11 protein-coding genes and 1 tRNA gene are annotated in these 12202 nt (G+C 52.8%); 10 read left to right on the top strand and 2 right to left on the bottom strand.

The genetic code is table 11. The features are described from left to right. The first annotated feature begins 255 nt into the window (after nt 1-255). Nucleotides 256-891 carry a TetR/AcrR family transcriptional regulator gene (locus DWB63_RS05355; RefSeq protein ID WP_128327778.1) on the top strand — a complete coding sequence of 212 codons (636 nt, stop codon included), beginning with the start codon at nt 256-258 and terminating at the stop codon, nt 889-891. Between the two features lie 41 nt (nt 892-932). Here the strand turns inward: DWB63_RS05355 and DWB63_RS05350 are convergent, their stop codons facing one another. Next, nucleotides 933-1325, bottom strand: a complete 393-nt coding sequence (locus tag DWB63_RS05350; protein ID WP_128327777.1) for a MucR family transcriptional regulator — start codon at nt 1323-1325, stop codon at nt 933-935. A 233-nt stretch (nt 1326-1558) separates the two neighbouring features. On the opposite strand from DWB63_RS05350, the gene DWB63_RS05345 reads away from it, so the two are divergent. The 9 genes from DWB63_RS05345 (at nt 1559) to lon (ending at nt 11545) form a co-directional block, all read left to right on the top strand. Continuing rightward, nucleotides 1559-2062 carry a hypothetical protein gene (locus DWB63_RS05345; protein ID WP_241648637.1) on the top strand — a complete coding sequence of 168 codons (504 nt, stop codon included), beginning with the start codon at nt 1559-1561 and terminating at the stop codon, nt 2060-2062. A 157-nt stretch (nt 2063-2219) separates the two neighbouring features. Next, nucleotides 2220-3107, top strand: a complete 888-nt coding sequence (locus DWB63_RS05340; RefSeq protein ID WP_128327775.1) for a MerR family transcriptional regulator — start codon at nt 2220-2222, stop codon at nt 3105-3107. 124 nt (nt 3108-3231) lie between these two features. Next, the gene (locus DWB63_RS05335) at nt 3232-3660 is read left to right on the top strand and encodes a hypothetical protein (protein ID WP_128327774.1); all 429 of its coding nucleotides are present in this window, start codon (nt 3232-3234) and stop codon (nt 3658-3660) included. A 93-nt stretch (nt 3661-3753) separates the two neighbouring features. Beyond that, nucleotides 3754-5133: a bifunctional hydroxymethylpyrimidine kinase/phosphomethylpyrimidine kinase gene (gene thiD, locus DWB63_RS05330; protein ID WP_128327773.1), complete on the top strand. Its 1380-nt coding sequence runs from the start codon at nt 3754-3756 to the stop codon at nt 5131-5133. A 71-nt stretch (nt 5134-5204) separates the two neighbouring features. Next, nucleotides 5205-5289, top strand: a tRNA-Leu gene (locus tag DWB63_RS05325). A 51-nt stretch (nt 5290-5340) separates the two neighbouring features. Beyond that, on the top strand, nt 5341-6831 hold the full coding sequence (tig, locus tag DWB63_RS05320; protein WP_128327772.1) for a trigger factor: 1491 nt from the start codon (nt 5341-5343) through the stop codon (nt 6829-6831). Nucleotides 6832-7103: 272 nt separating this feature from the next. Next, the gene (clpP, locus tag DWB63_RS05315; RefSeq protein WP_128327771.1) at nt 7104-7712 is read left to right on the top strand and encodes an ATP-dependent Clp endopeptidase proteolytic subunit ClpP; all 609 of its coding nucleotides are present in this window, start codon (nt 7104-7106) and stop codon (nt 7710-7712) included. A 5-nt stretch (nt 7713-7717) separates the two neighbouring features. Continuing rightward, entirely contained in the window at nt 7718-8971 is a 1254-nt protein-coding gene (clpX, locus tag DWB63_RS05310) for an ATP-dependent Clp protease ATP-binding subunit ClpX (RefSeq protein ID WP_128327770.1), read from the top strand. 111 nt (nt 8972-9082) lie between these two features. Further along, a complete protein-coding gene (gene lon / locus DWB63_RS05305) occupies nt 9083-11545 on the top strand; it encodes an endopeptidase La (protein WP_128327769.1) in 2463 nt (820 codons plus the stop codon). An 81-nt stretch (nt 11546-11626) separates the two neighbouring features. Here lon and DWB63_RS05300 read toward each other — a convergent pair whose 3' ends face one another. Continuing rightward, complete coding sequence (locus DWB63_RS05300; protein ID WP_206613136.1) at nt 11627-12106, bottom strand: hypothetical protein; 480 nt, start codon at nt 12104-12106, stop codon at nt 11627-11629. Nucleotides 12107-12202 lie beyond the last annotated feature (96 nt).

The following is a 12202-nucleotide window of genomic DNA, read 5'->3' as shown; positions in this document are numbered from 1 at the left end:
TAGTTAAGCCCTCCATCGCCGATGATACTGCATGGTAGCGTGTGGGAAAGTAGGTCGCCGCCAAGGAATATTTCAAAAAGCCCTGATTCGAAAGAATCAGGGCTTTTTTGCGTCTACCAACCCGGACTCGATGGGGGGAAACGAGAAAGTTGGCAATTTTAATTGTTCTTAGCGTTGTTAGGCTATGTGCAAATGCCTTGCGACGATTGAATCAGTCTGAGATACTTTAAATTGAATCATAACGAAGGAGGGGCTGTGGCACATCTTAAGACTGTTTCCAAGGTCATACCCATCCGGAATAAGGAATTAACCAAGGATAAGCTTATAAAGACTGTGGGGAAAGTTATTGCAGAAGTTGGCTTTCAGCAGTTGGGTGTCAACGTGGTGGCCAGGGCTGCTGGTGTCGATAAGAAACTTATCTATCGGTATTTTTACGGGTTGCCTGGGCTTGTGGCTGCATACGGTCAAACAGTCGATTTCTGGCCTACTGTGGATGAATTGCTTGGCGACGATTTGGAAAGTATACACGAAATGCCGCCTTCTGAGGTGATGTCTCATTTCTTTAAACAATACCTGAGAGCAATTCTGCGCCGACCGCATACATTGGAGATCCTAGCCTGGGAAGCTATTGAGCGAAACGATCTCACAAAAGTTTTGGAAGATGTGCGAGCAAAGACAGCGTTGGAATTTTTCGAGTTGATGCAGGAAGATCCGCCTGAAGGGGTGGATATGACGGCCCTTGTTCTTGTCATGGCTGGAGCTGTGAATTTCCTTGCCGTAAGATCCCGGATTCATGGTTCTTTGGGAGGTGTCGATCTGCAGTCGGAAGAGGGGTGGAGGCGCATTGAAAGGACATTGGATTTCATGCTGGAAAAAATACTCAGCAAATGAAAATGCCCAGTAGTAACTGGGCATTTTTATGTTTCGTGATATTATTCTTTTTTGCCGCGTTTGGTCCAGAGCTGCATTTCCTTCATCTTTTTTCGGCGTTCACGCTGAAGAGACTTACAGACGAGCGGGAGTTTTTTCTTGTACCCGCACTTCTCTCTGTATTCTTCAGGGGTCAGGCCGTGAGTGGCAAGATGCTTTTTAGTGATGACCTTAAAGGATTTTCCGCAAATGCAGCATAATATGGTCTTTTCACGGATAGCTTTTTGCGGATCAACCGTGGCTTGAACACCGGTTTCCGGGACGTCGCCTTCAGCAATTGCCTTGATTCCGGCAGAAAGTTTTTGCACCATGGAAGTGATTTCTTCTTCAGTCATGGTTCGTACGCTTGCCTGCGCTTTTACGATTTCCAATGCTTCTTGCAGGTAGTCTTCCATATGGTTCTCCTTTTATGATGTTTGATTCTGAAGTAATCAACGTATATTGGTTAGCGTGTTGATCGTGATTCTATTTGATTTTACTGTTCATCATATTCAGTATTAACCAATCACTGTCAAGTTAATACCTTATATGAGAGTATGGATTTTTGTAAAACAAAATCGGCCAGTAATAGTATGGTTTATTTGTTTCTGTCTTGGCCTTGATTCCATGGGATGCGTGAAGTATATACATGCACAGTGATGAAGACACAACAATTGCAGATTGTAAATGGGAGAATACGATGATCTCTGATGACAATAACGTCCATAAATTCAAAACTATTCATGATAGCAAGAACGCTGATGATTCAATCGGCACAAGGTCGGCTGAGTCCGCTGCAGTGGCTGCTACCAGTAGAGATATGAGCAAGGTGGCCGTAATCGTCTCATTGCTGGTGGTGGTCCTTCTTGTTATCTTTTTTTTCGGCATGAATAGGAATATTGCTGGACTTACTGAAGAAGTTAAGGGCTTAGGGTCATTGCGACAGGAAATGGCTGGAATTGATCAGCGACTTGTCCAGATGGAACAGGGGATGCCATCGCAAATGAAAAAAATGATTGCACAGGATATTGTCAACGAAATGGCCATGAAGGCTGCACATCTCGGCAACACCCTTGAGGACGAACAATTGCGGGACAAGATGCAGCAGGTTTTGCAAACCCTTAAGGAAGTTCGGCAAGGTCTCGAGCAGTAACTTTGAATTCACTGTTCTTCGGAAAGGTGCGCTGGCCCTGCTGGTGCACCTTTTTTTTGCCGTGTGGTTGTTCATTGTTGTTCATTTTTGTGTTGACACAGCTGGCTTTATGTAGTTATAAGCAGTTGAAGAACGATGATCAACAGGATGTGGGTGCATGAATAAGAGGTTTATCAGCTTGAGAGAGGTTGGTCGACAGTTGGATATTCCGCCGTCGACGATCGTCTATTACAAGGATAAGTTCTCAAAGTATATACCTACTGAAGGTGGTGGCGGGCGTCGGACCAGGTATCCGGTTGAGGTTCTGGAAATATTCAGGAGGATTCGAAAGATGTTTAATGACAATTGGTCGACTGAACAGATTGAGCATGAGTTAGCCCTTAAATTCAGTGTGTTAATGAATGATCAACAGCATGAACAGTCTTTTGAACAGTCGTCGTCCAAAGACGTCGTTTTTGGGCTGTCCGGGGTGTTGTCGAAGATTTCTGATGCGCTGGATAACCAGTCTTTGTTTCGGAGCGAAATCAGATCGCTCAGGGATGAGGTGGCAGCGTTATGCGCTGAGAGGGACGAGGTAGAACGTCGTCATCAGGAGGCGTTGGAGGGGCTCAAGAGGGATCTGGCGTCTGTCAAGCGGCGGTTGGCTGGTCGTGGTACTGAGGGCGGAATTGACTTTCCTCCAGCCGATTTTCTTGCAATGCCGTTGGTGATTGCGTCCGGCGGAGAGTATCTGGGCGTGCAGGGCAAAGGCAAGAAGCATTTTTCTCTTGAAGATTTTGTGCAGCTCATTGAGCGCAAGGAGTCGGAATCTGTTGCGGTGAGTACTTCGTGGAATCGTCAAAACGGTCATTGGGTGTTGGTAGTCCGTACTGAAACCAAGAATAAGGACCGAGAGCAGAATATTGTTTTGGTGGCAAAAAAGACCGTGACGCCCAGCAATAATACTGTGACCGAGATTATCCGTTTGAATATAGACGGCAATGATGCGCCGAACGCCTTGCTTTTGACTCTGTTTCGTCAGTTAAAGACCGTTTTCAACGGTTAATCTCTAAGATTGATATAACTTTAATCTAGAAAAACTCTTGATTCATTTGATTGTTTCGCATATATAACAACTGCTAAATATCCCACAGATGGTAAGTTTCGTTGGTTCATTTGGAGGAGACGGTATGCCCCAGGTCGCTGCAAGGATTACCCAAGATCAGGAAAAGTGGCTCAAGGACTATTTTAAGACCAAGAGCGCTGGAGCCGAATTCATTCTGCCTTGGGCAGTAGATGTCTTTTTCAAGTCAATTCGCAATGTTTCCAGTGATTTTTCCGTAGCCGAATTGAAGACCATCCTTGAGTCGCACAAGGAGGTAAAGCTTCTGCCCAACCAATCCAAGCAGGCTTATCTCCAGCTTCGGGTTGAAGAAGCTTGCGATGAGCATAGCGTGCACATTCAGCACGGTGCCAGCAAAAGCAACCTTGAAGTCAAGCTGCGAAGGCTGACGGATCTCCAGGCTACCGCTCTGATGATATGGGCCACGGCCTACTGGGTCAGCAAGGCGTGGAACGGTGTTTCCGTCGAAGATTACGTCAAGCTGTCTTGCGGTTGATTGTGGGCCTTATGGCCTTCTCCTTGTTGTATATGCGATTGTCGGTTGGAGGATATGCCCCTGCCGACGATCGTTTTTTTTGGAGGCTGAACCATGGACCGACTCCCTTGCATTCTGACCATTGCCGGTTCTGATTCCGGCGGCGGGGCCGGTATTCAGGCCGACCTCAAGACCATCACCATGCTTGGGGGGTATGGCGCCACTGTCATCACGGCTCTGACCGCGCAGAACACCAGGGCCGTGACCGGAATCAATGCCCCTACAGCCCCGTTTGTTGCCAAGCAGCTCAAGGCGGTTCTCGATGATATCTCGGTGGATGCGGCCAAGACCGGGATGCTGTTCTCTGCATCCACCATCGAAGCGATCGCTCCCATGTTGGCGGAAAAGACGTTTCCGTTGGTGGTCGATCCCGTTTGCGTGGCCACCTCCGGAGCCAAGTTGCTGCAGGATGATGCCGTGGAGGCCATGGTCGACTTGATGTTCCCGTTGGCCGATATACTTACTCCCAACGTGCCCGAAGCAGAATTATTCACCGGGGTCAAGATCAAGAGCCGTGACGATATGTTTCTGGCCGCTAAGCTGCTTTTGAAAATGGGGCCCAAGGCCGTGCTCCTGAAAGGGGGGCATTTCGAGTCGTACGCCGTTACCGATTGGTTCGTGACGCCTGGGAAAGATCCGATTCCTTTCATGCAGCCGCGAGTGAAGACCGAGTGGACTCACGGTACAGGATGCACGCTTTCGGCTGCCATAGCGACCGGACTCGGACATGGGCTTGATCTGGGGGCGGCCATACTGCGAGCCCAGGAGTACCTGAATATGGCGTTGCGCGCCGGGTATCAGCTCGGCGAGGGTGGGGGGCCGCCAAATCACCTTGCACCCTGGATCAAGGAGCGGGCCAGGGCCGGCGTATTGAACGAGGTGGACGATCTGGGCAGGCGGTTGGCCTCCACTCCCGGCTTGCGGTCCATGTTGCCGCGAGGCCGGGCCAATGTGGCCGTAGCCGTGCCGTTTGCCGATACCATTGCCGATGTGGCGGGATTCTCCGGCGGATTCATCACCACGGCGCGGAATCAGGTGGCGGTGGTCGGTTATCCCGAATTTGGCGCTTCGGTGCAGACTGCCTCCATGTTGCTCTCCGCGCGCAGGTTGCGTCCTGACGTGAGTTGCGCCATGACGTTGGGGGCGGGGGAAGCGCTTCGGCAGGCCCTGGTGGAGACCGGTGTTGAGGTCGGCTGGATAAACAGGGATGCCAAACCCGAATACATCCATGAGGAAGAAGGGGGCCTGGAGGCGTGGGGGGCCTTTGAGCTGTTCAAGAACCATCCGGCTCCGGAAACGGTCCAGGCGGTGGGTGATCCCGGCGGAATAGGCCATGAACAAGTCGTCTATGTGCTGGCCGCGAATGTACAGGATCTCATGGTCAAATTGCGCAAAATTGCCGACAGGATGTCGACGGACCCTGAAAGTTTGTAGATTTCCAGGTTCTGAAGGCCCCTTTAGGTTGACATATCTGTAGGAGCTTGCTTAATAAGCACGTTCTTTTTGCGGGCGTGGCGGAATTGGTAAACGCGCCAGATTTAGGATCTGGTACCTCATGGTTTGGGGGTTCGAGTCCCTCCGCCCGCACCACAAAGTGCCATATTACGCGCCTGCATAGGCGTCTTGAGGAGGATACATTCCATGGAATACAATGTTGAAGAACTTTCCCCGGTGAGACGGAAGATCACGGTCGAAGTCCCTGCCGAAGAGGCCAATGCCGCCATTTCCGCAGCCATCGCCCTGTACCGTATGCAGGCTGACGTCAAGGGATTCCGCAAGGGCAAGGTGCCGTCCACTGTAGTCGAATCCAAATTTCGCAAACAGATTTACGGCGAAGCCACGACCGATCTGATCAACTATCAGATCAACGAGATCATGAGCGGTCTTTCCATGCAGCCCATGTCCCGCATCGATGTAGATGCCAAGGAATTGGTCCGTGACGAGGATTTTGCGTATTCAATTGAATTTGAAGTGGCGCCGAAGCTCGATATGCCCAACTACAAGGGATTGCCGGTCGAGGAAGTGGATGTCGTGGTTTCCGATGCCGAGGTGACCGAAGTGGAGTCCCGCATCCTGGCCAACAACGCTGAAGTCAAAGTCATTGAAGACGTACGCCCTCCCAAGACGGGCGAAGTCGCTTCCGTGAGTTTTGGTGCCTATCAGGGCGACAAGATCGTCGAGGGCATCCAGGCCGAGAATTTCGACCTGGTCCTGGGCGAGAATCAGGCACTGCCCGAGTTTGAAGCCATGATCAAGACCCTGACCACCGGCGAATCCGGTGAGACGGACATCACGTTCCCCGCTGACTTCATCAACGAGAAGCTGGCCGGTCAGACTGTGACCATGAAAGCCAAGCTGCATGCCGTCAAGGAGCGTATTACGCCCAAGATGAGCGACTCCGTGGCCCAGAAGGCCGGATTCAAGGACGTTGAAACCATGCGGACCGGTATCCGTGAGTCTTATGCTTCTCAGCGCAAGCAGATGAACAAGTCCACTGCGCAAAGCCAGTTGATCAATTCCATTATTGAAGGCATTGAGGAGTTTCCGCTGCCGCCTTCCATGGTCGAGGATCGTATCGATCGCCTGCTCCAGGATCTCGAGTACCGGCTCGACCGTCAGGGCAAGGGCTTCCAGTCCTTGGGCAAGACTCCCGAGGAATTGCGCTCCGGCTTCCGTGCCGAAGCAGAGTCCACTGTCAAATCCGAAATATTCCTGCTGGCAGTTGCTGCCGAGGAAGGTTTGGAAATCTCTCCCGAAGAGATCGAATCCACTCTGACCCAGATGGCCATGCAGACCCGTCAGCCCCTGCACGAACTCAAGAAATACTATGAGGACAACAACCTTATCGTGCCGCTCAAGGATCGTCTGTTGTGCGACAAGGCTTCCGAGCTCATATATGATGCTGCCGAAGTCAAGCTGATCGCTCCTCCGTCTGAAGGCAAGGAAACCCCGAAAAAGGCAGCTGCTGATGCGGCCCCTGTCGACAAGGGTGAAACCAAGACGTTCGAGGATAAGGCAGAGGCCGTTGAATGGGCCGTGACCAACCTCGGCATCAAGGAATCCACGGCCAAGAGCTACTCCCTGGCCAAGCTTCAGGAACGCGCCGATGCGTTTTGGGCCGAAGAAAAATAGCCTTCCGAACCCATGCTTGTTTGATGGCGGTCCGAATTCGTCCGGACCGCCTTTTTTTTGCTCTTTCGGTCTTGACCTCGCTTTATCAATACCTATTTGGTTCCATGCGCGGCGAGTAAGTTTCCCCTTGTCCTTCCTGGGGAAATATCTCATACTGAATGACGTAAAACTGAGTGGATACGTATGTTGAGCGCTGTTTTACGTGTGTATGAGGACTAACGTTTTCCTCCCGATATCCGATAAACAGCTAAAGAGCCTTCAAGGAGACGTTCATGGTCACCATCCCGATGGTCATTGAAACAACCGGTCGCACTGAACGTGCGTACGATATTTATTCCAGACTTCTTAAAGACAGGATCATCCTGCTCGGCAGCGCCATCGACGATCATGTTGCGAGTCTCATCTGTGCTCAGCTCCTTTTCCTTGAGTCGGAAGACCCGGAAAAAGAAATATACATGTACATCAATTCGCCGGGTGGCGTGGTGACTGCGGGCATGGCCATTTACGATACCATGCAATATATTTCCTCTCCCGTTGCCACGCTGTGCATGGGGCAGGCCGCCAGCATGGGATCGCTCCTGCTCGCCGCAGGCGAGAAGGGAATGCGGTACGCATTGCCGCACAGCCGGATCATGATTCATCAACCCCTGGGCGGCACGCAGGGGCAGGCAACGGACATCAGTATTCATGCCAAGGAAATCCTGCGGCAGAAAGAGGAACTGAATACGATTCTGGCCAACCATACGGGCCAGAAATTGACAAAGATTCACGATGACACGGAACGTGATTATTTCATGTCGTCCGAAGAGGCTCGGAAATACGGCCTTATCGACAAGGTCATGAAGTCCAGAGCGGACGTGGACGAAAGCAGCAAAGGTTAAGAACCATGAATGATAAGAAACCCAAGTCATCCGATCTGACCTGCTCGTTTTGCAGCAAGACTCAGGCGGACGTTCAGCGTTTGATCGCTGGGCCGGACGTATACATTTGCGACGAGTGCGTCGCCCTGTGCAACGATATAATGGCTCAGGAGACCATCAGCGAGGAGTTCGAAGACGGACGCCTACTGCCTCCTCAGGAGATCAAGGAACTGTTGGACCAGTATGTCATTGGTCAGGAGCATGCCAAGAAGATCCTGTCCGTGGCCGTGCACAACCATTACAAGCGCGTTTTCTATGCTGCGGCCAATGCCGGTTCGGATGAAGTCGAAATCGACAAATCCAATATCCTGCTTATCGGTCCCACCGGGTCGGGCAAGACGCTTTTGGCCCAGACCCTCGCTCGGGTGCTCAAGGTGCCGTTCGCCATTGCCGATGCCACCACTTTGACCGAGGCCGGTTATGTGGGTGAGGACGTGGAGAACATACTGGTGCAGCTGCTCCAGAATGCCGACTACGACATCGACGCAGCTTCGCGCGGCATCATCTACATCGACGAGATCGACAAGGTGGCGCGCAAAGGGGATTCCCCGTCCATAACCCGCGACGTTTCGGGCGAGGGCGTGCAGCAGGCGCTGCTCAAGATCATCGAGGGCACCGAGGCCAACATTCCGCCCAAGGGTGGTCGAAAGCATCCCCAGCAGGAGTTCATCCGCATGGATACCTCGAACATCCTGTTTATCCTCGGCGGTGCGTTCATCGGTCTGGACAAGATCGTCCAGCAACGCAAGCAGGGGTCCGGTCTGGGATTCGGTGCCAAGGTCGAGGCCAAGAAGGAAATGGACCTGGGCGAACTTTTTGCCCTGTCCGAACCCATGGATCTCATCAAGTTCGGCCTTATCCCCGAGTTCGTGGGCCGCATTCCCGTGCAGACCGCTCTTGAGGAGCTGACCGAAGACGATTTGGTGCGCATTCTCAAAGAGCCCAAGAACGCACTGATAAAGCAGTATCATAAGCTTTTCGAGCTGGATAAGGTGGAGTTGACCTTCACCGAGAACGCCTTGCGGGCTATTGCCAAGCAGGCCATAGAGCGCAAGACCGGTGCCCGAGGGCTGCGCAACGTGCTGGAAAAGTCCATGCTCGACATCATGTACAAACTTCCCGCCATGCCGGAAGTGCGCGAATGCGTCATCAACACGGCTGTGGTAGAAAACGATATGGAGCCGTTGCTCCTGTATCATCAGGAAGTGAAGTCCGCGTAAGGACTGTCGACGGATTGACAAGTCGCAAGCGGGTCTTACTTCATTTGCATCGAAGGCAATCATTCTCGTTAAACGAGAGTGTCGCCATATATACAACCCTCGGAGGAATGCATGCCGACCTTTGCTTTTGACGGCAAGAAATCCCCTGAAACCGTGACCCTCCCCATGATGTCCTTGCGGGAAGTGGTCATGTTTCCGAAATCCATCGTTCCGCTGTTTGTGGGACGCGAGGCCTCCATCAAGGCCATAGAGACGGCTGTTGCCGACTTTGGGAAACAGATATTCCTGGTCACCCAGAAGACCCCTGAAAAAGAGCATCCTGAAGCTGATGATCTCTACAGGGTGGGCACGGTCAGCAAGATTCTGCAAATGCTTCGGCTGCCCGACGGCACCATAAAGGTGTTGTTTGAAGGTGTTTCCCGCGCCTCCTGGGACCCGGAGCACGACATGATCGCCTACACCGATGAAGAGGGTGATTATCCAAAGGCCAGGTTCCTGCCCCTGGAAGAATCCAAGGAGGCGACTGCTGAGGCCAAGGCATTGTTGCGTGCGGTCCACGAGTCCCTGGACGAGTTCGGCAAGGTCAACAAAAAGGTGGCCCCCGAAGCCATTCTGGCCATGTCCACCATCAAGGAACCCGGGCAGCTGGCTGATCAGATCATGCCGCATCTCAAAATCGACTTTTCCCGCAAGCAGGAGATCCTCGAAGAGCTTGATCCGTCCAGGAGATTGGAGCGAGTTTATGAGCTTTTGCTGGGCGAGATCGAGATCGTCTCCATCGAAAAGCGCGTCAAGGGGCGCGTTAAGGATCAGATGGAGAAGAACCAGCGCGAGTATTATCTCAACGAACAGGTCAAGGCCATAAACAAGGAAATGGGGCGCGAAGACGATCCCCAGGCCGAGGCGCAGGAGCTGGAAGAACAGCTCAACGCCAAGTCCATGTCCGACGAGAATCGTGCGCGGGTTCGCAAGGAAATCAAGAAGATGCGGACCATGCAGTCGTCCAGTGCGGAGTACACAGTGGTCCGCAACTACATCGACTGGGTACTCGACCTGCCTTGGGACAATATCAAGGACGACAGGGATGTGGACATCAAACAGGCCCGGATCATCCTTGACGAGGATCATTACGGTCTGGAAAAGCCCAAGGAACGCATCCTCGAATACCTTGCCGTGCAGGCCCTGGTGGAAACCATGAAGGGGCCCATCCTCTGTTTCGTCGGTCCTCCCGGTGTCGGTAAGACCTCCATCGCCCGTTCCATCGCCCGTTCCATGGACCGTGAATTCCTGCGGCTTTCCCTGGGCGGTGTGCGTGACGAGGCAGAGATTCGCGGACACCGGCGTACTTACGTCGGAGCCATGCCCGGCAAGATCATCCAATCCCTGAAGCGGGTGAAGCACAACAATCCGGTCATCTGTCTGGACGAAGTGGACAAGATGTCCGCAGACTTCCGCGGCGACCCGTCCGCCGCACTTCTGGAAGTATTAGACCCGGAACAGAATTACGCTTTCAACGATCATTACCTTGATCTCGACTACGATTTGTCCAAGGTTTTCTTCATTACCACGGCCAACAGCCTGGAAGGTATTCCGTTGCCGTTGCAGGATCGTATGGAAATCATCCGTCTGCCCGGCTATCTGGAAACCGAGAAGGTGGAGATCGCCAAGGGCTTTCTGCTGCCCAAGCAGATCAAGCAGCACGGCCTCAAGCCGGAAAATCTGAAGCTCTCGGAAAACTCCATTTTGGATGTGGTCCGCTATTACACCAAAGAAGCGGGCGTGCGTAATCTGGAACGCGAACTCGCGTCCATTTGCCGCAAGTCCGCCATGAAGATCGTTGAGGAAAATGATCGCGAAAAGAGTATCTCCATCAACACGCAGAGCTTGCAGAAGATGCTTGGCGTGACCAAGTACTCCTACGGCGAGCGAGAGCAGGAGTCTCAGGTGGGCGTGTGCAACGGCCTGGCCTGGACCCAGCTTGGCGGCGAGATGCTGCTGGTGGAAGTCGTGCTCATGCCGGGCAAGGGCAAGGTGGAGATCACCGGCAAGCTCGGTGATGTCATGCAGGAGTCCGCACGTGCGGCAGTCTCCTACATCCGCTCCCGGTCCGATTTGCTCGGCTTGAAGTCCGATTTCTACAAGATGGTGGACATCCATATTCATGTACCTGACGGGGCCACGCCCAAGGACGGTCCTTCGGCAGGCATCACCCTGACTACAGCGCTCATTTCCGCATTGTTGAATATCCCGGTGCGTAATGATTTGGCCATGACCGGTGAGATTACCCTGCGAGGTCGAGTCCTGCCCATCGGCGGGCTGCGCGAGAAGCTGCTGGCCGCCCATCGGGGCCTCATCAAGACCGTGCTGATTCCGGCCGAGAACGAGAAGAATCTGAAGGACGTTCCCAAGGACATCCTCAAGGATTTGGAAGTCATTCCGGTCAAGACCATGGATGAGGTCATCGACAAGGCCCTCAAGGACGGCCCTGAAACCGTCTGGGTCCGGCAGCACGGGGAACCGCCCGTGTCGGCCGAACTGCTCAAGGAAGAACACCAGCGGCCCGCGAGGCAGTAGGCTAGCTTGATAACAATGCGAAAGGCCGGATGGTTATCCATCCGGCCTTTTTGCGTTCCATGAACTGGGTCGAAAAGCGGTTCAGGAAGATGGTTTCAGGCCGCCGACTTCGTCAAAAAGGGAACAGAGTTTGAGCAAGGCCATATTGCGTTGCAGCATCTGCATACCAGGGTTGGCGGAACCGTCGGACTCGGCCCGTCGGCTGTGAGCGGCCTCCTTGGGGTCGATGCCGTGGATATCTTTCTCTTTCTCATCGTCATCTTTGTCTTTTTTCCCCGGCATGTTCTTTGTCATGGAGGACAGGCTTGACCGGACTTTGACGCCGGTGATTTTTTCCAGTTCCTTTTCGATGTCCCGGATGTGTGCGCGCTGTTCCTCGGTGGGTTGGCCTTCGGCCATGATCAGTAACTGGGCGAGCAAGTTCTTGAGAAAAAGGACCCGGCTCTCTTCTTCCGGCGTCAGTTCGCGTTGGAAGGAGATCGACGATGATTCGAGTCGTTGTTCCTCTTCCGTCTTTTCGGGCTCGAGGGTCATGCCTTCCGGTGTGATGGTGCGTGTCAAGCCACGGGCGTTTTGAATATCCTGTGAATGAAATGGGGGTGTCTGATTGCTGATCTGCATGAGTGCTCCAGTGGGAACTATTTTCCACTGCGAAAA

This window comes from Pseudodesulfovibrio sp. S3 (assembly GCF_004025585.1).
Classification (GTDB): Bacteria; Desulfobacterota; Desulfovibrionia; order Desulfovibrionales; family Desulfovibrionaceae; genus Pseudodesulfovibrio.
This window is presented reverse-complemented; position numbering and strand designations above follow the sequence as displayed.